This window comes from Kitasatospora sp. NPDC059408 (genome assembly GCF_042751525.1).
GTDB lineage: Bacteria > Actinomycetota > Actinomycetes > Streptomycetales > Streptomycetaceae > Kitasatospora.
On record NZ_JBHYWI010000001.1, the window covers coordinates 265,601 to 284,997 of the forward strand.

The 19,397-nt window shown below is 73.8% G+C and carries 17 protein-coding genes; 10 read left to right on the forward strand and 7 right to left on the reverse strand.

The window, feature by feature from the left end; all coding sequences use genetic code 11:
* The first annotated feature begins 237 nt into the window (after nucleotides 1-237).
* Together ACFXDE_RS01115 and ACFXDE_RS01120 are read left to right on the forward strand one after the other, a co-directional pair.
* A complete protein-coding gene (locus tag ACFXDE_RS01115) occupies nucleotides 238-1,407 on the forward strand; it encodes an exonuclease SbcCD subunit D (RefSeq protein WP_380489537.1) in 1,170 nt (389 codons plus the stop codon).
* Nucleotides 1,404-4,448 carry an AAA family ATPase gene (locus ACFXDE_RS01120; protein ID WP_380489539.1) on the forward strand — a complete coding sequence of 1,015 codons (3,045 nt, stop codon included), beginning with the start codon at nucleotides 1,404-1,406 and terminating at the stop codon, nucleotides 4,446-4,448. The genes ACFXDE_RS01115 and ACFXDE_RS01120 overlap by 4 nt, the downstream gene beginning before the upstream one ends.
* A gap of 22 nt (nucleotides 4,449-4,470) precedes the next feature.
* Here ACFXDE_RS01120 and ACFXDE_RS01125 read toward each other — a convergent pair whose 3' ends face one another.
* Nucleotides 4,471-4,689, reverse strand: coding sequence for a hypothetical protein (locus tag ACFXDE_RS01125; RefSeq protein WP_380489541.1), 219 nt, complete (start codon nucleotides 4,687-4,689; stop codon nucleotides 4,471-4,473).
* Nucleotides 4,690-4,915: 226 nt separating this feature from the next.
* Here ACFXDE_RS01125 and ACFXDE_RS01130 point away from each other — a divergent pair, with 226 nt between their 5' ends.
* Nucleotides 4,916-5,461: a DUF1990 family protein gene (locus ACFXDE_RS01130; RefSeq protein ID WP_380489543.1), complete on the forward strand. Its 546-nt coding sequence runs from the start codon at nucleotides 4,916-4,918 to the stop codon at nucleotides 5,459-5,461.
* A gap of 7 nt (nucleotides 5,462-5,468) precedes the next feature.
* On the opposite strand, the gene ACFXDE_RS01135 is transcribed toward ACFXDE_RS01130, so the two are convergent.
* Together ACFXDE_RS01135 and ACFXDE_RS01140 are read right to left on the reverse strand one after the other, a co-directional pair.
* Nucleotides 5,469-5,918: a YjbQ family protein gene (locus tag ACFXDE_RS01135; protein WP_380489545.1), complete on the reverse strand. Its 450-nt coding sequence runs from the start codon at nucleotides 5,916-5,918 to the stop codon at nucleotides 5,469-5,471.
* A gap of 225 nt (nucleotides 5,919-6,143) precedes the next feature.
* Complete coding sequence (locus ACFXDE_RS01140) at nucleotides 6,144-6,410, reverse strand: hypothetical protein (RefSeq protein WP_359957622.1); 267 nt, start codon at nucleotides 6,408-6,410, stop codon at nucleotides 6,144-6,146.
* Nucleotides 6,411-7,293: 883 nt separating this feature from the next.
* Here ACFXDE_RS01140 and ACFXDE_RS01145 point away from each other — a divergent pair.
* Nucleotides 7,294-9,492, forward strand: coding sequence for a CDP-glycerol glycerophosphotransferase family protein (locus tag ACFXDE_RS01145; RefSeq protein ID WP_380489547.1), 2,199 nt, complete (start codon nucleotides 7,294-7,296; stop codon nucleotides 9,490-9,492).
* 131 nt (nucleotides 9,493-9,623) lie between these two features.
* Here the strand turns inward: ACFXDE_RS01145 and ACFXDE_RS01150 are convergent, their stop codons facing one another.
* The gene (locus ACFXDE_RS01150; protein WP_359957616.1) at nucleotides 9,624-9,836 is read right to left on the reverse strand and encodes an EF-hand domain-containing protein; all 213 of its coding nucleotides are present in this window, start codon (nucleotides 9,834-9,836) and stop codon (nucleotides 9,624-9,626) included.
* Nucleotides 9,837-10,024: 188 nt separating this feature from the next.
* Between ACFXDE_RS01150 and ACFXDE_RS01155 the strand changes: the two genes are divergently transcribed.
* The gene (locus ACFXDE_RS01155; RefSeq protein ID WP_380489549.1) at nucleotides 10,025-10,693 is read left to right on the forward strand and encodes a lysophospholipid acyltransferase family protein; all 669 of its coding nucleotides are present in this window, start codon (nucleotides 10,025-10,027) and stop codon (nucleotides 10,691-10,693) included.
* A gap of 99 nt (nucleotides 10,694-10,792) precedes the next feature.
* Here the strand turns inward: ACFXDE_RS01155 and ACFXDE_RS01160 are convergent, their stop codons facing one another.
* On the reverse strand, nucleotides 10,793-12,631 hold the full coding sequence (locus ACFXDE_RS01160; protein ID WP_380489551.1) for an ABC transporter ATP-binding protein: 1,839 nt from the start codon (nucleotides 12,629-12,631) through the stop codon (nucleotides 10,793-10,795).
* 271 nt (nucleotides 12,632-12,902) lie between these two features.
* A complete protein-coding gene (locus ACFXDE_RS01165) occupies nucleotides 12,903-13,676 on the reverse strand; it encodes an SDR family NAD(P)-dependent oxidoreductase (protein WP_380437189.1) in 774 nt (257 codons plus the stop codon).
* Between the two features lie 155 nt (nucleotides 13,677-13,831).
* Between ACFXDE_RS01165 and ACFXDE_RS01170 the strand changes: the two genes are divergently transcribed.
* From ACFXDE_RS01170 to ACFXDE_RS01185, 4 genes are all read left to right on the forward strand, one after another.
* Complete coding sequence (locus tag ACFXDE_RS01170) at nucleotides 13,832-14,041, forward strand: hypothetical protein (protein ID WP_380489553.1); 210 nt, start codon at nucleotides 13,832-13,834, stop codon at nucleotides 14,039-14,041.
* Nucleotides 14,042-14,255: 214 nt separating this feature from the next.
* Entirely contained in the window at nucleotides 14,256-15,191 is a 936-nt protein-coding gene (locus ACFXDE_RS01175; protein WP_380489555.1) for a hypothetical protein, read from the forward strand.
* Nucleotides 15,188-16,123 (forward strand): DUF6895 family protein, encoded by a 936-nt coding sequence (locus ACFXDE_RS01180; RefSeq protein ID WP_380489557.1) that lies wholly within the window; start codon nucleotides 15,188-15,190, stop codon nucleotides 16,121-16,123. Before ACFXDE_RS01175 ends, ACFXDE_RS01180 begins: the two co-directional genes overlap by 4 nt.
* Complete coding sequence (locus ACFXDE_RS01185) at nucleotides 16,120-17,184, forward strand: serine hydrolase domain-containing protein (protein WP_380489559.1); 1,065 nt, start codon at nucleotides 16,120-16,122, stop codon at nucleotides 17,182-17,184. The genes ACFXDE_RS01180 and ACFXDE_RS01185 overlap by 4 nt, the downstream gene beginning before the upstream one ends.
* 80 nt (nucleotides 17,185-17,264) lie before the next feature.
* On the opposite strand, the gene ACFXDE_RS01190 is transcribed toward ACFXDE_RS01185, so the two are convergent.
* Nucleotides 17,265-17,927, reverse strand: coding sequence for a LysE family translocator (locus ACFXDE_RS01190; protein WP_380437199.1), 663 nt, complete (start codon nucleotides 17,925-17,927; stop codon nucleotides 17,265-17,267).
* Between the two features lie 103 nt (nucleotides 17,928-18,030).
* Here ACFXDE_RS01190 and ACFXDE_RS01195 point away from each other — a divergent pair, with 103 nt between their 5' ends.
* Nucleotides 18,031-19,380 carry a PLP-dependent aminotransferase family protein gene (locus ACFXDE_RS01195; protein ID WP_380489561.1) on the forward strand — a complete coding sequence of 450 codons (1,350 nt, stop codon included), beginning with the start codon at nucleotides 18,031-18,033 and terminating at the stop codon, nucleotides 19,378-19,380.
* Nucleotides 19,381-19,397: the final 17 nt, after the last annotated feature.

Below are 19,397 nucleotides of genomic sequence, written 5' to 3' on the forward strand. Positions count from 1 at the left end.
CCCGCGGACCATCCCCGACACCAGAACCCGCACCGACATGCCGTGCTCCTCTCCCCGACCCACTCGAAGTGCTTCCGGCCGGCCACGCCGACCGGCCACGGACGCGACCGTCCGCGACGAGGAACATACACACCGTCACCGACAATCGGACGTGCCCGCCCGGTCGCACCGTCCCGGGGTGCCCGGGTCCACGGTTCCGGCCGGGATTGTCGGTGCCGGAGGTTAGGGTCGGGGACCATGCGACTGCTGCATACCTCCGACTGGCACCTGGGGCGCTCGTTCCACCGGGAGAGCCTCCACGACGCCCAGCGCGCGTTCCTCGACCACCTGGTGGCGGTCGTCGAGGAGCAACGCGTCGACGCCGTGCTGGTCGCCGGGGACGTGTACGACCGGGCGCTGCCCGGTCTGGAGGCGGTCGCCCTGTTCGACGACGTGCTGCACCGGCTGGCCGCGCTCGGCGTGCCGACGGTGTTCATCAGCGGCAACCACGACTCGGCGCGCCGTCTCGGCGTCGGCGCGGGGCTGATCGGCCGCGCCGGGATCCACCTGCGCACCGATCCGGGCGAGTGCGCCGACCCCGTGCTGCTGGCGGACGAGCACGGCCCGGTGGCCGTCTACGGGCTGCCGTACCTGGAGCCGACGCTCGTGCGCGAGGGCTTCGGACTGGAGCGCGGCGGGCACGCGGCCGTGCTCGGCGCCGCGATGGACCGGGTCCGGGAGGACCTCGCCACCCGGCCGGCGGGCACGCGCGCGGTGGTCCTGGCGCACGCCTTCGTCACCGGCGGCACGCCGAGCGACAGCGAGCGCGACATCGCGGTCGGCGGCGTCGCGGCCGTACCCGCCTCGGTCTTCGACGGCGTGCACTACGCCGCGCTCGGCCATCTGCACGGCTGCCAGACGCTCGCGCCGCACCTGCGCTACAGCGGTTCCCCGCTCGCCTACTCCTTCTCCGAGGCCAGGCAGCGCAAGACGATGTGGCTGGTCGACCTCGGCGCCGACGGTTCCGTCACCGCCGAGCGCGTGGACTGCCCGCGGCCGCGCCCGCTGGCGACCCTGCGCGACACGCTCGACGCCCTGCTCAACGACGAGAGGTACGCGGAGCACGAGCAGTCGTGGGTGCAGGCCACCCTGACCGACGCGGCCCGTCCGAGCGAGCCGATGGAGCGCCTGCGCCGCCGCTTCCCGCACACCCTGCAGCTGCTGTTCGACCCCGAGGAGACGCCGGCGGAGCCCTCGCAGTCGTACGCGGCCCGGGTCGGCGGGCGGGCCGACCTGGAGATCGCGGAGGGCTTCCTGCGGCACGTGCGCCCGGGCTCCGATCCGGACGAGGACGAACTCGACTGGCTGCAGGCCGGGTTCGAGAGCGTGCGGGAGAGCGCCGAGCGAAAGGCGGACCTGCCCCGATGAGGCTGCACCGGCTCACCGTCACCGCCTTCGGCCCTTTCGCGGGCGCCGAGACGGTGGACTTCGACGCGCTCGCCGCCGGCGGGCTGTTCCTCCTGCGCGGCTCAACCGGTGCGGGCAAGAGCAGCGTGCTGGACGCGGTCTGCTTCGCCCTCTACGGCGACGTGCCCGGCAGCCGCCGGGCCAACCGCCTGCGCAGCGACCACGCCGACCCGCACCGCCTCACCGAGGTCCGGCTGGAGCTGACGATCGGCGGGCGGCGCCTGCAGATCACCCGGCTCCCGGAGCAGCGGCGGCCGAAGAAGGTCGGCACCGGCACGACCGTCGAGCGGGCGCAGACCCTGCTGCGCGAATGGGCGGCGGACACCGGCGACGGCACCCCGGGCTGGCGGGCGCTCAGCAAGTCGCACCAGGAGGCCGGCGAGGAGATCCACCGGCTCGTCGGCATGAACCGCGACCAGTTCTGCCAGGTCGTCCTGCTGCCGCAGGGGGACTTCGCGCGCTTTCTCAGGGCGGATTCGGAGGAACGCGGCAAGCTGCTGCGCCGGCTGTTCGACACCGAGCGGTTCCAGCACGTCGAGGCGTGGCTGGCGGAGCAGCGGCGCTCCCAGGAGGCAGCCGTCCAGGCCGGCCGGCGCCGGCTGCGCGACCTCGCGAGCAAGGCCGAGCAGGCGGCGGGGCCCGGCGCCGAAGCGGCCGACGGCTGGGTGCCCGCCGACGACGACCGCGCCGACCTCACGGCGGGCGTGCTCGGGTGGGCGGCGATCCTGCGCGCCGGGGCGGCCGAGCAGCAGGCCGTCGCGGACGCCGCCCTCGCGGGCGCCGAGGCGGCCCACGTGGAGGCCCAGCGCGAGCGGGAGGCCGCCGAGGAACTGTCCGGACGCCAGCAGCGCCACCGGCAGGCCCGCCAACGGGCGGAGCGGCTCGCCGGGTTCGAACCGGAGGCGGCGCGCGACCGGCAGCGGCTGGCGGCGGCGCAGGCGGCCGTCGGCGTGGAGTCGGCGCTGCGCCTGCGCGAGCACGCCGCCGAGGCGCACGGCCGCGCGCAGGAGGCCGAGCACCGGCACCGGGCCGCGCTGACCGGAGACGTCCGCGAACCCGCGACCATGGGGCTCGGCGAGGCCGACGCCGCCGAACTGGCCGATACCGAAAGGCGGTTGCGGGCCGAGGTGGTCCGCCTGGAGGCCGCCGGGGCCGACGAGCGGCACTGTGTCGAACTCGCCCGCGAGCAGCGGGCCGCCGACGAGGAGCGGCTCCACGCCGAGGACCTCGCCGAGGAGGCCGAGGACTGGCTCGCCGAGTTCGACGGCCGGCTGGTCCGCCTCCAGGCGGACCAGACGGCGGCCCGCGAGGCCGGCGCCCGCGTCGAGCAACTGGACGGAAGGCGCGTCGAGGTGGCCGCCCGACTGAAGGCGGCCCGGGAACGCGATGACCTGCGGACCGAGATCTCCGCCGCCGAACCGCGCGCGCACGCGCTGCGCGAAGCCGCCCTGAACGCCCGCGAGTACAGCCAGGACCTCCGCGAGCGCCGACTCGTGGGCATGGCGGCCGAGTTGGCCGAGCAGCTGCGGACCGGCGAGGCCTGCCGGGTCTGCGGCTCGGCCGAGCACCCGGCCCCCGCCCTGGCCGCTCCCGGCGAGCGCGTCAGCGCGGCCGACGAGGACCGGGCCCGCGCCGCCCAAAGCGCCGCCGAGCAGGCCGCGACCGACGCCGACCAGGCCCTCACCGCGCTGCGGGTCCGCGAGGCGACGGCCGCCGGAGCGGCCGGACCGGACGACGCCCGAACCGTCGCCGACGCCCTCGCCACGCTGGACCGCGAGCATCACGAGGCGCTGCGGGCCGCCGAGGCGCTCGGCCGGGTCGAGCGGGAGATCGGCCGGCTCACCGACGACCGCGCCCGCCGCCACGACGAACTGCGCGAGGCCCGCGAGCGCGGCGCCGTCCTCACCGACCGCCTCCAGGCCCTCGACACCGAACAGCGGGAGCTCGCCGCCCGGGTGGCCGCCGCCCGGGGCGAGGCCGCCTCCGTCGCCGAACGGGCCGCAGCCCTCGCCCGGCTCGCCGACGGCGTCGCGGCGGCGGTCACGGCGGTCCGCGCCCGCGCGGAGGCGGCGGCCCGGCTGGCCGACGCCGAGGACGAACTCGCCAAGGCCGCCGCCGCGGCCGGGTTCCCCAGCGCCGACGACGCACTCGCCGTCATGCTCCCCCGCGGACAGCGCGAGCAGCTGGAGGCCCGGCTGGACCGGCACCGCGCCGAACTCGCCTCCGTCGAACGCGAGCTCGCGCTGCCCGAGCTCGCCACGGCCGCGGAGCGCCCGGACGCCGACCTGCCCGCCGCCCAGGCCGCACTCGACACCGCCACGACACGACTGCGCCACGCCCACGCCGCCCAGGCCGCGGCCGGCGAGCGCCGCACTGCGCTGGCCGCCATCGGCGCGCAACTCGCCGCCCTGGCGGAGGAACTGGCGCCTGCACTGGTCCGGTTCGAGCGGATCAACCGGCTCGCCGCGCTCGCCGCAGGCACCTCCACCGAGAACCGGCTGCGGATGCGCCTGGAGTCGTACGTTCTGGCGGCGCGGCTGGAGCAGGTCGCGGCGGCGGCGAGCGACCGGCTCGTCCGGATGTCGGGGGGCCGCTACACCCTCGTCCACAGCGACGACCGCGGCACCGGCAACAAGCGCTCGGGGCTCGCCCTGCGCGTCGTCGACGCCTGGACCGGCACCGAGCGCGACACCGCGACCCTCTCCGGCGGCGAGAGCTTCTTCGCCTCGCTCGCCCTCGCCCTCGGCCTCGCCGACGTCGTCACCGACGAGGCGGGCGGCATGCCGCTGGACACGCTCTTCATCGACGAGGGCTTCGGCACTCTGGACGAGCAGACGCTGGAGGAGGTCATGGACGTGCTCGACGGGCTGCGCGAACGCGACCGGGCCGTCGGCATCGTCAGCCACGTCGCCGACCTGCGCACCCGCATCCCGGCCCAGTTGCTGGTCCACAAGGGGCGGCACGGATCGACCCTCGCTCTGGCCGGGCGGGAGGACGCCTGAGACGCGCCCGGAAGGGGCGGCCTCAGCCCGAGCAGGCGATCCGCTGAGCCTGCTGCCAGGCGCAGACCGGGCAGAGCGTGGCGCCCGGGTGGTCGGCGGGCAGCTCGGTCGGCTCGCCGCACAGGACGCAGTCGGCGCGCGGACCGGTCAGCGCCGGGTCGTGCACCAGGGCGGCCTCGGCACCTTCGGCAGGAGCCGGCGCGCAGACGGCCGTGTCCTCGTTCGTCTCCGTATCGCTCATGCCGCCTTCCTACTCCTCGCGCCCGGTGTGCGGCAAGGCGGGGGGCAGCTGACGGACGACAGATGACGGCGAACAGATGACAGATGACAGATTTCAACATCTGTCATCTGTCATCTGTTACCTGTTCGCTGTCCGCCGCCCCCTGCCTACCGAGCGCCAACCCGCGCCCCGCCCGGCCCCAACCCCGCCGCCATCCGCCCCGGGCCCCCCGGTTACGGTGGCCCCCATGGGCCGAGATCTCCACCAGCGCCTCACCGCCGCCCGCGCCGCCGCACCGACGTATCCCGAGGTCGGAGCCACCCGGGGCGGGCCGCTCCCCCACGGGTACGCGCACCTGCGGCGCCGCGTGCACCTGGGCCACGGCCCCGACGTGCTGGAGCGGGCCGGCCGGTACGTCCTCGGCTGGGGCAGCCAGCTGGGCACCGGTTTCGCCGTCCACCCGCACGCGCCCGCCACCGAAGGGGCCACGGTCCTGCTGCGGATCGCCCTGCCCGGCAGCCGGTGGCCGCGCCTCGTGATCCCCTGCCGCGTCGTGTGGACGGTGGACGAGCCGGACCGGATCGGCTTCGCCTACGGCACGCTGCCCGGCCACCCCGAGTGCGGCGAGGAGTCGTTCCTGGTGTCGATGGACGCCGACGGCGAGGTGTGGTTCGAGGTGGCCGCCTTCTCCCGGCTGGCCGCCTGGTACGCCCGCCTGGGCCGTCCGGTCGCGGCGCTGTGCCAGTTCCTGGCCATCGAGCGCTACCTCGCCGCCGTCACGGCCCGCGTCTGACGTCCGCTCAGCCGCCCAGGAAGGACAGCCGGACGGTCCGGCGCGGGTTGTCCCCGTTCGTGTCGACCAGGACGACGGACTGCCAGACGCCGAGGGCGAGTTGACCGCCGATCACCGGCAGGGTCGCGTGCGGGGCGACCAGTCCGGGCACGACGTGGTCGCGCCCGTGGCCCGCGCTGCCGTGGCGGTGGCGCCAGCGGTCGTCGGCGGGGAGTAGGTCGCGCAGGGTGGCGAGGAGGTCGTCGTCGCTACCGGAACCGGTCTCGAGGACGGCGATGCCGGCGGTGGCGTGCGGGACGAAGACGTTGAGCAGGCCGTCGCGGCCGGCGGCCCGCTCGGTGAGGAACGCGGCGCAGCGGTCGGTGATGTCGAGCGCGACGTCGCGGCTGCCGGTGGTGATCTCGAAGGTGGTGGTCTGGAAGGGGCTGGTGGGGTGGGAGTGGATGTTGTCCGCCATGAGCGCCATCCTGCCGGAAGCCGTCCGCCGGTTCGCGCAAGCGCCACTGGAACGAGCACCACTCGAGTGGGACGAGCACCACTCGGCCAAGGAGCTCTCGGCCCGGCGGCCCTCACCCCGCCGACCCGGACCCGTCCGGGTACGACGAAGACCCGACGGTCCTCGTGGTCCGCCGGGCCGGGTGCCGGGGTGCGGGTCGGGCCGGAGGCCGTGAGGCCCCGGGTCCTAGCCGCGACCGCCGAACAGGCTCCGCCGCAGCCGGCGCAGGGGCGCCAGCAGCGACACCCGTACGTGGCGGCGCGGCGACGCCGGGGCGCCGGCGCCGCGCGGCGTCAGCTCCCTTATCAGCCCGAGCGCCTCGGCGGTGTCCACCGCCGGGACGGCGGGCGCGCCGAGCACGGCCAGGTGTCGTTCGATCCGGCGGCCGGTCGCGCCGACACCGCACTGGATCGCCGGCACACGGGGCCGAGTCCGCACTTGCATGTGTTCCATCAGTTTTCCCACCCCTACGAGGCGCCAGGGCCGTGAGGCGAAGACTATCCGTGACGGACGGCCTTCGCGCAACCGTCCTTGGTGTTGTGCCACCGTATCGTGCGGCGTCAACTGACGATGCACCAGGGGCCACCCGGACCGGTCACGACTAGGCATCAATGATGGGTGCACGACCGGCCCTCCGTCAGCGGTTTTCGGAGGTACGGACCCGGCGCCCGGTCACGAGGCACGCGCCCGGCGCACGGGATCATCGGGAGTGCCCGGTGGCGCGGCCGGTATATAGGGGTCGCGCGCGGGAGGACGGAGGGGTCGGCACACGGGTCGGCGAAGCACGGGGCGGGGAACAGGACAGGGGCTGGGCAGGGGTCGCCCCGGAGGACGGACCACCAGCACCATGGGTATCACTCCACCGGAGCGATCACCGAATTGGATCATTCATGAAGTGAACACATTCGAGGGATTGACTCCGGCGTAACCTCCAAGCAATATCTCTTTCTACGCGCAGGGCTCGCACGTTGCCCAACTGCGTGTTCGAATGATGAAGGACTCCGGCTCCCCCGAGCCACTGCCCGGCCGCCTCGACGCTGCGGCGGCCAGGCTCGGACGGGTGCCCGGACCGGCGGCCGGCCGTAGAGGGTCGGCCGGGCCGCCACCAGGCTGCCGGTGCCGCCCCCACCAGGGCCCGGCACCGGCGGCTCCGGGTTCAGGGCCAGGCGCAGGACCGGACACGAGGACGGGACACAAGGACCACCGTCCGCCGCGAGCCCCGGATCGCCCCCGACCACTGCGCAGCCCTTCTCGGCGACCCCGCTCCGGAGCCCCCTCGCCCCGACTGAAGCCCAGCTCAGAGGTCACGTCCGGGCGGTCGGTAGACTCGGCCAGCGTGTCACTCCTCCTCAGCATCGTGCTCCCGGTCCACGGCGTGGAGCGGTTCCTGCCGCGCTGCCTCGACTCGATCCTCGGCGACACCCCCGCCGCGGAGTCGCGCTTCGAGGTGATCGCGGTCGACGACCTCTCCCCCGACGGCTGCGGCGCGATCCTGGACGAGTACGCCGCCCGCGACCCGCGCCTGCGGGTCCTGCACCTCACCGAGAACCAGGGCCTCGGCGGCGCCCGTGCGGCCGCCCTGCCGCTCGTGCGCGGCGAGTACGTCTGGTTCGTCGACAGCGACGACTGGCTGCCGGAGCGGACCGTCAGCGTGGTCCTGGACGAGTTGCGCCACGAGGGCCGCCAGGCCGTCCCCGCCGACGTGCTGGTCACCGACTTCACCCACGTCTACCCGGACGGCGCGACCGAGCCCAACCCCTGGCGCCACGTGCTGCTCGGCTCCCCGCTCGTCGAGGGCTGCACGCTCGCCGAGCACCCGGCGCTGTTCCAGACGGTGATGTCGGTGTGGAACAAGGTCTTCCGCCGCGCGTACCTGGAGGGCCTCGGCGTCGCGTTCGGGCGCGGCTACTACGAGGACATCTCGGTCACCTACCCCGCGCTGCTCGCCGCCGAGCGGCTGCGCTACGTCGACCGCCCCTGCTACGTCTACCGCCGCAACCGGGACGGCGCGATCACCGCGACCACCTCCCCCAAGCACGCCGACGTGTTCGCCCAGTACGACGCGATCTTCGCGTTCCTGGACCGCCCGGAACGCCCCGGCCGGCCCGTCCCGGAGTCGCTGCGCACGCTGGTCTTCGACCGGACCGTCCGCCAGGCGCTCAACGTCTACGACACCCCCGGGCTCGTGCCGGTCGAGCGGCGCAAGGACTTCTTCCACAGCATCTCCCGGCACTTCGCCCACCACCGGCCGGACGACTACCAGTTCCCCGGCGGCGTGCGCGGCGTGCAGTACCGGCTGGCGGCACGCGGCGCGCGGATCGCCTACGCGGAGCTGCGCCGCACCGGGCGGCTGCCGCGCGAACTCAAGCGCGGCGCGCGGGCGGTGGCGCCGGCGGTGCGCAAGGGGGTGCGCAGCGGTGCCCGGTTCACCGCGTACAACGCGTTCCGCCGGCTGCCGCTGGACGACACCCTCGCGGTCTACGCGGCGTACTGGCACCGGGGTTACGCATGCAGCCCGGCCGCGATCTACGAGAAGGCGAAGGAACTCGTCCCGGAGATCCGGGGTGTGTGGGTCGTGGAGAACCGCACGCAGGCCGCGGCCATGCCGGCCGGGGTGCCGTACGTGATCGTCAACACCCCCGCTTACCTCAAGGTGATGGCGACCGCCCGGTACTTCGTCAACAACGTCAACTTCCCGCACACGATGGCCAAGCGGCCGGGCACGGTGCACGTCCAGACCCAGCACGGCACCCCGCTGAAGGCAATGGGCATGGATCTGCGGGACCGTCCCGAGGCCGCCGACGGCATGGACTTCGACCGGCTCCAGGAGGCCGTCGACCGCTGGGACTTCCTCGTCTCCTCCAACCCGCACACCAGCGAGCACTTCGCCCGCGCCTTCCCCGGCCGCTACGAGATGCTCGACACCGGCTACCCGCGCAACGACCGCCTGGCCAACGCCACCCCGGACGAGGTGCGCGCGATGCGCGAGCGGATCGGCCTGCGTCCGGGCCGCACGGCGGTCCTGTACGCGCCGACGCACCGCGAGGGCCAGGGCGGCTACGTGCCGCTGCTGGACGTGAAGGACCTGGCCCGGCGGCTCGGCCCCTCGTACACGCTGCTGGTGCGCACGCACTACTTCCACACCACCGGCCCGGGGGACCTGGTCGCGGGCGAGGACGCGGCGGAGATCGTGGACGTCTCGGCGCACCCGTCCGTGGAGGACCTCTACCTCGCGGCGGACGTGCTGGTGACGGACTACTCGTCGATGATGTTCGACTACGCCGTGCTGGACCGGCCGATCGTCGTGTTCGCGCCGGACTGGGACGACTACCGGCGGGTGCGCGGGGTGTACTTCGACCTGTTCGCAGAGCCGCCGGGCGCGGTCACGGTGGACGCGGACGGGCTGGCGGCGGCGCTGCTCGCGGGCGACGCGGATCCGGCGGCGCGGGCGCGGTTCCGGGCGAAGTTCTGCCCGTGGGACGACGGCGGAGCGGCGGAGCGGGTGGTGCGCCGGGTGTTCCCGGTCGCGGGCTGACGGAGAACGACCGGCAAACGAATGACAGCTGACAGATAACAGATTTCGAAATCTGTTATCTGTCAGCTGTCATTCGTCAGGCGATCGGGGCCGGTGCCGCCGGTACGGCGACCGGCCCCGTCACGGCGGGCTCAGCCCCGGCGGGCGGCCAGGAACTCGTCGAAGGTCAGGTAGCCCTGGTGGTGGGTGTCCATGGCGTGGATGAGCGCCTCGGCCATCGACAGCGTCACGTCGTGGTCGCCCATCTCGTTCGCGACCAGCGCGTACTCGGCCGGAGTGATCTTGCCGTCGCCGTTCTTGTCGAAACGGTCGAAGAGCGCCTTGATCTCCTCGGTGCTCTGCATGGTTGCCCTCCTGGGAACTGCGGGTTGTGCGGTGTTCGGACGGGCGTACCCTACCCGGCCCCGGTGCACCGTCCGTGGCGCGGGCCACGCACTGAGGGAGTGGACGGGCGGCGGGGCCGGTGGCGTAGTCTGCGGAACCGATACCGGCCCGGGCTCCTCCCGGGCGCTCGTTCGTCCAGGGAGGGACCATGCTCGATCTCGTCACCAGGCTGGTGCTGAAACCCGTCTCGCGCGGCATCTGGCGGCCGGTCATCGAAGGTGTCGAGAACGTGCCGCGCAAGGGCGGGGTCATCCTCGCCAGCAACCACATGTCGTTCATCGACAGCGTGGTGATCCCGCTGACCGCCCCGCGCCGGGTCCACTTCCTCGCCAAGGCCGAGTACTTCACCGCCCCGGGGTTCAAGGGCCGCCTCTCCAAGGGCTTCTTCGAGGCGATCGGCGCCGTGCCGGTCGAGCGCGGCACCTACCGCTCCGCCCAGGCCTCCCTGGAGTCGGCGCTGGAGATCCTGGAGGACGGCAAGGCCTTCGGCATCTACCCCGAGGGCACCCGCTCGCTCGACGGCCGCCTCTACCGCGGCAAGACGGGCGTCGCGTGGCTCGCGCTGACGGCGGGCGTGCCGGTCGTGCCGGTGGCGCTGGAGGGGCCGGAGCAGATCCTGCCGGTGGGCAAGCGGGTGCCGCGCCTCAAGAAGGTGACCGTCCGCTTCGGTGAGCCGCTGCACTTCGACGAGCTGCACGGGCAGGCGCGCTCGGCCAGGGCCCGCCGCCAGGTCACCGACGAGGTGATGGCGGCGATCCAGCGGCTGTCCGGCCAGGAGGTCGCGGAGGGCTACAACGAGGCGCCGAAGGCGGCGTAGCCGCGGCCGTCGGGTCCCCTCGCCTCACTTTGGCTCGTCAGACGTGCCCCAGGCTCCGGACCGGCCTGTCACACGTACCCCCGGCCTCGGGCCGGCTCGTCAGACGTGCCCCAGGACCGCCGGCTCCGGGGCGTCGGGCACCTGGGGTGCCTCGCGGCGCAGCAGGGCCGCGTACCGGCCGTCCAGCGCCACCAGTTCGTCGTGGGTGCCGAGTTCGACGACCGCGCCGTGGTCGAGGACGGCGATCTGGTCGGCTCCGCGCACGGTGGAGAGCCGGTGGGCGATGGTGATCGTGGTGCGGCCCGCGGAGAGGGTGTCGACGGCCTCCTGGACGGCTCGCTCGGTGCGGTTGTCGAGCGCGCTCGTGGCTTCGTCGAGGATCAGGACGGGCGGGTTGCGCAGGATCGTGCGGGCGAGGGCGAGGCGCTGCTTCTCGCCGCCGGAGAAGCGGTAGCCGCGTTCGCCGACCAGGGTGTCGTAGCCCTCGGGCAGGCCGGCGATGGTGTCGTGGACCTGGGCGGCGCGGGCGGCCTCGACGAGTTCGTCGTCGGTGGCGTCCGGTTTGGCAAAGCGCAGGTTCTCGGCGACGGAGGCGTGGAAGAGGTACGTCTCCTGGGAGACGACGCCGACGGCGCGGGCGAGGGTGTCGAAGGAGAGGTCGCGCACGTCCTCGCCGTCGATGGTGACGCGGCCTCCGGTGACGTCGTACAGCCGGGGGACGAGGTAGCTGAGGGTGGTCTTGCCGGAGCCGGTCTCGCCGACCACGGCGAGCGAGCTCCCGGCCGGGACGGTGAGGTCGACCCCGGCGAGCGTGGGGCGCTCCTGCCCGCCGTCGTAGCGGAAGTCGACGCCCTCGAAGCGGACCTCGCCGCGGATCCGTTCCAGGGTCACGGGCCGCGGCCGTTCGGCGATCTCGACCGGGAGGTCGAGGTACTCGAAGATGCGCTGGAACAGCGCGAGCGAGGTCTGGACGTCGACGCCGGTGGAGAGCAGGCCGACGGTCGGGCGGAACAGGCCCTGCTGGAGCGTGGTGAAGGCGACCAGGGTGCCGACCGAGACGATCGGCGCGCCGCCGGCGGCGGTCAGCCCGGCCGCCCAGTAGATGACGGCGGGCATCGCGGCCATCACGATCTGGATGGTGTTCATCCGCCAGCGCCCGGCCATGCTGGCCCGCACCTCCAGGTCGGCGAGGCGGTCGGACTGCTCGGTGAACTCCCGGGCGAGGGATCCGGAGCGGCCCATCGTGCGCCCGAGCAGGATGCCGCTCACCGAGAGCGACTCCTGGACCGCCGAGCTCATCGCGGCCAGCTGCTTCTGCCGCTCGGTGGTGATCTTCTTGCGCTCGTTGCCGACCCGGCGGCTGATCCAGACGAACAGCGGGAGCAGGAGCAGCGAGACGACCGTCAGCCGCCAGTCGAGCGCGACCATCGCGACGACGGAGGCGACGACGGCGGTGAAGTTGGAGACCAGGCTGGTGGCGGTGGACGTCACCGTGGACTGCATGCCGCCGATGTCGTTCGCGATCCGGGACTGCACCTCGCCGGTGCGGGTGCGGGTGAAGAACGCGAGGGACTGGCGCTGGAGGTGGCCGTAGACGGCGGTGCGCAGGTCGTGCATGACGCGCTGGCCGACGGTGGTGGAGATCAGCGTCTGGAGGACGTTGAACACGCTGTTCACGACGGCGGCGGCGATCATGCCGAGCACGAGCACGCTCAGCAGGCCGGTGCGGCCGTGCGGGATCGCGGTGTCCAGGACGGCGCGCAGCAGGAACGGCGAGACGACCGAGACGACGGCGGAGGCGCCGACCAACAGTCCGACGGTGGCGAGGCGGCCCGCGTAGGGGCGGAAGAGGGCGAGGATGCGCCGCCACTGCGCGGGCGGGCGTGGTTCGCCCTCGTCGCGCGGGGACGGGGTCCAGTCGATTCTGTCGGGCCTCAAGGGCGGACCTCCGGGGGTCGGGCGGCCGGGCGGCCACCAGCATAGCGAGAGTAGCTCATAGTTAGACTAGCTAATAGTGAGGGTCGCCCTATTCCCGCGGCGCGCGTGGCCGCCCGCCCGATCACGCCGTGTGCCACGGGTGGACGGGGGCCGCCCGTCCACCCGCCTGGCGCGGTCGGCCGGCCGGTCGGTCCGTCCGCCCCGTCCACCCGTCCCGCCCGCCCGCCGCGCCCGTTCCACCCGCCTGGCGCGTTCGGTCCGTCCCGCGCGGTCAGTCCGTCCGGTAGGTGCGCGCCGCCTTGTTGGAGAGCCCGCCCAGCTTCCCGGACGGCAGCACCCGGGCCAGCGCCACCGCGGCCTTGTACCGCTTGCCCGGCACCGACACCGACCGGCCGCGCCCGAGGTCGCGCAGCGCCTCCTCCACGACCCGCTCGGCCGAGAGCCAGGACCAGGACGGAATGTTGCCGGTGCCCATGCCGGCCCGCTCGTGGAACTCGGTCCGCGTGAAGCCCGGGCACAGCGCCATCATCCGGACCCCGCTGCCGCCGAGGTCACGCAGCACCCCCTGGGTGAAGCTCACCACCCACGCCTTGCTCGCCCCGTACGTGCCGCGCGGCAGGAACGCCGCCACGGAGGCGACGTTGATGATCGCGCCCCGGCCGCGGTCGCGCATCCCGGGCAGCGCCGCCGTCGTCAGCCGGAGGACCGCCTCGACGTGCACCTTCAGCATGTCCAGCTCGTCCTGGAGCGGGACGGTCAGGAAGGCGCCGCGGTTGCCGAAGCCCGCGTTGTTGACGAGCAGGTCCACCGGGCGGGCGGCGTCGGCCAGCCGCGCCTCGACGGCGCCGATGCCCTCGTCGGTCGCGAGGTCGGCGGTCAGCACCTCCGTCTCGACTCCGTACTTCCCCTGCAGGTCGGCGGCGGTGCGCTCCAGGCGCTCGGTGTCGCGCGCCACCAGGACGAGCCGGTAGCCGCCGCGGGCGAGCCGGCGGGCGAACGCGGCTCCGATGCCGGCGGTCGCGCCGGTGATCAAGGCTGTGGTCATGCCCCCGACCGTACCGACTCGCCGCGACCGGGCCCACACCCAGGGCAACATCCCTGCTCAGCGGACTGCGGATGCACGGCCCCGGCCCGGCTCGTAAGGTCGGACAGGGGCATCGCCCAACCGGGTGATGACATCCGCGTGAGGAGGCATGCCTGATGCTTACTCAGTTCCGGACCGAACCGGGCCCGGTGTCACCCAGCGCGACGCCGGTCGAGGCCGTCACACTCGCGAGCCTGATGGTGGAGGACGAGGCCGTCGTGACCGACGCGCCCACGTACCGCCCCGACGCCGCGGTCGTGCTGCTGCTCCTGCTGTCGCCCAAGGAACCGAGCCCGAAGCGGCCCGAGCAGCGGCCGAGCCGGTAGCCCGGCAGCCGGTGGCCGGTGGCCGGTGGCCGGTGGCCGGTAGTCCGTAGTCGGCGGCCTGCTGGCCTGCTGGCCTGCTGGCCGCCCGGTCTACGGCCACGGCGACGGCCGCGGCCACGGCACCTGCGACCCGCCGCCATCCCCGAGACCTCTCGTGAGCCGTCGAGGTTCCCTCGTGAACCCTCCCGGACTCCGGAAGGAGGACCAGCGCACCATGCCGTTCGCCGAGACACCACTGCGCGACGAGTACGCCGCGGCCGTCGAGCGGATGGCCCGCCGGACCCTCGACGCCCTTCGGGGCGCCGGGGGAACGGCCTCGCTCACGGAGCCTGACGGGCTGCTGGCCTCCTTGCTGACCGACCCGGAGGGCTCCGTACCCGGGGCTGTGCTCGCGGCGGCGCGCATACTCGGCCCGGACCTGTTCGCTCCTCAACTCTTCAACGCTCGTTCACCGTTGGATCCACTGAATCCGTTGGCTCCGTTGGATCCGCTGAATCCGTTGAATCCGTCGAATCCGTTGAATCCGTCGAATCCGCTGAAGGAGTCGACCCTCGTGCCGCTGGACGACGCCGCAGCCCGGCTACTGGCCGAAGCCCGACGGGTCTTCCCGCCGCCCGCCGCCGACTCGTGGGACGGCTCCCCGACCGGCCCACCTCCGCCCGCCGACGATGCGAACCTCGTGATCGCCTGGCAGGACTGGGCGGCCTCCGCACTGCTCGCGCGCACACCGTACGGCGGTGAGGCCGCCCCGCCTCCCGGCGCCGTGCCGCGGCCGGGCCCCCGACCTGGCTCACCCCCGGGCCCGCGCGACTGGCAGGCGTGGTCCGTCCGCATGGCGCAGCTGTCCGTGCTCGCCCTGCCCGGTCTCGACGGACCCGTGCACGAACTCGCCCGCGCCCACACGCTCGACCTCGCGCGCGGCACCGCCCGCTCGATGCTCCGCCGGGACCTTCGCACCGCCGCCCGGCTCGCCCGCTGGCTCGCCTGGGCGCGGGCCGACGGCCGTCCGCTACGGCTGGAGGTCGGGCCCGTGCTGGAACGGATCCGCCTGACCGGCGACGGAAGCGCCCGCACGCTGCTCGAACTCGCCATCGCCGAGTGCCTGTTGAACGGTCCGCCGGAACCGGTCCGGGCGAGGGCGGCACGATGACGGCCGACACGCGCGTGCTGGCCACCGCGCAACGCCTCGGCTCGCACGCGCTGAACTGGCTGGACACCGGCCGCCGGAACGGGTTCGGCCGGCTCCCCGACAACACCGTCGTCGACCTCGCCGACCCCAACGACGCCTACAAGCCGCTCGGCGAACTCGCCCTCGCCGCCTCCCTCGTCCTGCGCGACGGCGTGACCGGCCCCGGCGACACCCGCACCGCGCGCGGCCTCCTCGACTTCGCCTGGGACCAGGTGCGCGCGGGCGATCTCCTGTACGAACGACAGTTGCGCCACCTCGCGATGACCGACCCGCTGGAGACGTACGCCCACTTCGCCCGCGCCGGCTACCGGCACGCCGCGATGGAGGAACTCCTGGACTCGCTCGGCCGGTTGCGCGCGGTCCACGCCGTCGAGGCCGAACCCAACCGGAAGCTGGCCGTCGCCAACGCCCGCCGGATCGTCGGGCTCGCCGACCGACCGGACTGGGCGGCACTCGCCGCCGCCACCTGGCTCGGTGCGACACCGGAGCCGTGGGCCGTCGACTGGATGACCGCCTACCGGATCACCCACACCGTCTTCCACCTCACCGACTGGGGCGCCCGCCCGGACGGCCTGCCAGAACCGGTGCGCGCCTACGTGCGCGACTGGCTGCCCGTCTGGCTCGACGTCTGGCTGGAGATCGGACAGTGGGACCTCGCCGCCGAACTGCTCGCCGTCGACGCGTGCGTCGGCGAGCCGGCCACCGGGCGGCAGGGCTGGGACGCGCTGGCCACCGCGCAGCACGCGGACGGGCTGCTGCCACGCGACTCCGAACCGGTCGACGAGGACCCGGAACAGGCCTTCCGTGACCACCAACACACGGCGGTAGTGGGAGTGGTGGCCGCCACCATCACCCTGTCCCGCGCGCTCGGCGGCACACCGGTGGCGACGTGAATGGGGCGGACAGGAATCTGTCCGCCCTGGTCGAGGCGGCCGGACCGTCGGCGACGGCCGTCACTCTGGCCATGGCGCGCGGGAGTTCGGCGGAGGTGCGGTGCCACGGGCGGCTCGGACGCGCCCCGAGCGCGCCGGACTGCACGCCCGACACCGTCTTCGAACTCGGTTCCGTCACGAAGACGTTCACCGCGCTGCTGCTCGCGGCGATGGCCGCGAGCGGCGAACTCGCGCTGAACGATCCGCTGGAACTCCACCTCCCGCGCTCCTGGCGGCCGTTGACCGTCCGCTCGGGCGGGCCGATCCGACTCCTCCACCTGGCCACGCACACCGCGGGCCTCCACCGCCTGCCGCCCGGCCTGCTGGCGAGCGCCGTCCGGGCCTGGTACAGCAATCCGTACGGGGCTTACGGGGAGCGGGAGTTGAGGAATGCGGTGGCCCGAACCACCGTCCACACCAAGCCCGGCAGCCGGTACGGGTACTCCAACTACGGGGTCGCACTGCTCGGCCGCCTCCTCGCCGAGACGGGTGGTGCGCCGTACGCCGAACTCCTCGCCGAACGGATCGGCCGGCCCCTGGGACTGCGGACGCTGGCCTGCGCGCCGGACACCCCGGACCGCGCCATCGGGCACCGGCGCGGCCGGGCACTGCCGCCGTGGCGGATGCCCGGCCTTCCGGGCGCGGGCGCGGTCCGGGCGAGTGGCGCGGACCTGCTGCGCTTCCTGCAGGCGCATGTCGGCACGTGGCCGGGCGAGTCGGGCGACGAGGGGGACGGCGAGCCGGGTGGCGAGCTGGGCGCGGCGCTGCGGGAGGTGCAGCTCCCCCGGCTGCGACTGCCAGGGTCCGGCGACGAGGTGTGCCTGGTGTGGAACCACCGACGGGCGGGCGACCGGGACCTGTTCTTCCACTCCGGCGCCACGCGCGGGTTCACCGCGTTCGTGGGTTTCTCACCACAGACGGAGAGCGCCGTCGCCGCTCTCGCCAACACGGGGCCGACGATGGACGGGCGGTTCCTGCGGGTCGGGTACGGGGTGCTGACGGAGGTGGCGGGGAACAGATAACAGCTGACAGATAACAGATTTCGAAATCTGTTATCTGTCAGCTGTCATCCGTCGGCTGCCATCCGCCGCCCCCCACCCGCTCAGACCGCAACCGCCTTCGCCCGGTCCGCCGCGATGTGCAGGGCGAGTCCACCGAGGACCGTGCCCATCGCGTAGCGCTGAATGCGGAGCCAAGCCGGGCGACGGTTGAGGAAGGACGCGATGCTGCCCGCACTCGCCGCTATCAGTCCGTTGACGGTGACCGCCACGACGACCTGGGTGAGGCCGAGCACCAGACTCTGGGCCGCGACGTGACCGCGCGCCGGGTCGACGAACTGGGGCAGCAGGGACAGGTACATGATGGCGATCTTGGGATTGAGCAGGCAGGTCAGGAAGCCCATCCCGAACAGCTTGCGCGGCGAGTCGTGCGGCAGTTGCTGCGGCGCGAAGACCGGCGCGCCACCCGGCTTGACGGCCTTCCACGCGAGCCACAGCAGGTACCCGGCCCCGGCGAGCTTGATCGCCGCATAGAGCGCCGGCACCACCGTGAACACCGCGGCGACGCCAACCGTCACGGCCCCGAGGTAGACCAGGAATCCGGCCGCGACCCCGACCAGCGACACCAGCCCGGCCCGGCGGCCCTGGGCGATCGAGCGCGAGACCAGGTAGATCATGTTGGGCCCGGGGGTGAGCACCATGCCCAGCGCCACGGCGGCGATTCCGAGCAGGGCGTGCGGGGCGGCGGCGGGGATCAACAGGTCCATGCGAGGAGGCTAGGCCGCACTCCGAGCTCGATGCAATGATAACTTTGCGCTCGGTGCAATCAACGCAATCCCGCCGAGCACGACCGACACGGAGGGCCCGTCGATGGACGACTACCGGCTCATCGCCGACGAGATCGCCAACGCCATCACCGACGGACGGCTTCGCCCCGGGCAACAGCTCCCCACCCAACGCGCCTTCGCCCGCCGCCGCGGCATCGCCGCCTCGACCGCCGGGCGCGTCTACCGGGAACTGGCCCTCCGGGGGCTCACCACCGGCGAGGTCGGCCGCGGCACCTTCGTCCGCGCCGACCAGCGGGCGCCCGGCCCCCACATCCCGCTCGCCGAACCAGCCGGGGCACCCATCGACCTGGAGCTCAACTACCCCGTCGTGCCCGAGCAGGCGCTGCTCGGCGCCGCCCTCGCACCGATGCTTCGGGCGGACGCACTCGACGCCGCGCTGCGTCCGGTGGGGGCCGTCGGGACGGCCGCCTGCCGCCACGCGTTCGCCCAGCTGGCATCCGGGCCGCACGGCTCGCCCTCGTGGCAGGCATCGCCCGAGGACGTGCTGTTCGCGGGCAACGGCCGGCAGGCGGTCGCCGGCGCGGTCGCCGCGCTCGTACCGCCCGGAGGGCGGCTCGGGGTCGAGGCGTTGACGTACCCCGTGGTCAAGGCCGTCGCGCAGCGGCTGGGGATCACTCTCGTACCACTGGCCGTCGACGAGCACGGCCTCCGGACCGGCGCCGTCACCGCCGCGCACCGGGCCGCGCCGCTCAGCGCCGTCTACCTCCAGCCCCGCCTGCAGAACCCGCTCGGCGGAAGCCTCCCACCCGAGCGCCGGGCAACCCTCGCCGACGAGCTGCGTCGTCTCGACCTGCCCGTCATCGAGGACGCCATCTGGTCCTTCCTGCGACCCGACCTCGTGCCCCTCGCAGCCCTGCTGCCCGAGCGAACGATCCTGGTCGACAGCGTCTCCAAGCGCCTGGCCCCGGGCCTGACCACCGGGTTCGCCGTCGTCCCCGGCGCATTCCGCGACCGGATGGCCGCCGCGCTGCGGTCCGGCGGATGGACGCCCAGCGGGTTCGCGCTGGAGGCGGTCGTCCGCTGGGTCGGGGACGGCGCCGTCGCGGCGGTCGAGGCGGCGAAGCGCTCGGATGCGACCGCGCGTCAGCTGCTCGCACGGGAAGTGCTGTCAGGACAACACCTGCGCGCGGACCCGTGCTCCTACTACGTGTGGTGGGAACTGCCGACGGCGTGGCGGGCGGAAACGTTCGTGGCCGCCGCGGCGCGCGAGAGCATCGCGATCACCCCGGCCGCAGCCTTCGCCGTGGACCCCAGGGTGTCTCCGTCCGCCGTCCGGGTCGGCCTCGCGTCGCCGCCGGTCCCGGTCCTGACACATGCCCTGGAGACCCTCGCCAGGATCGCCCGGAGCACGCCGGAGGAACTGCTGGAGTGAGGGCCGACCGGCGACGA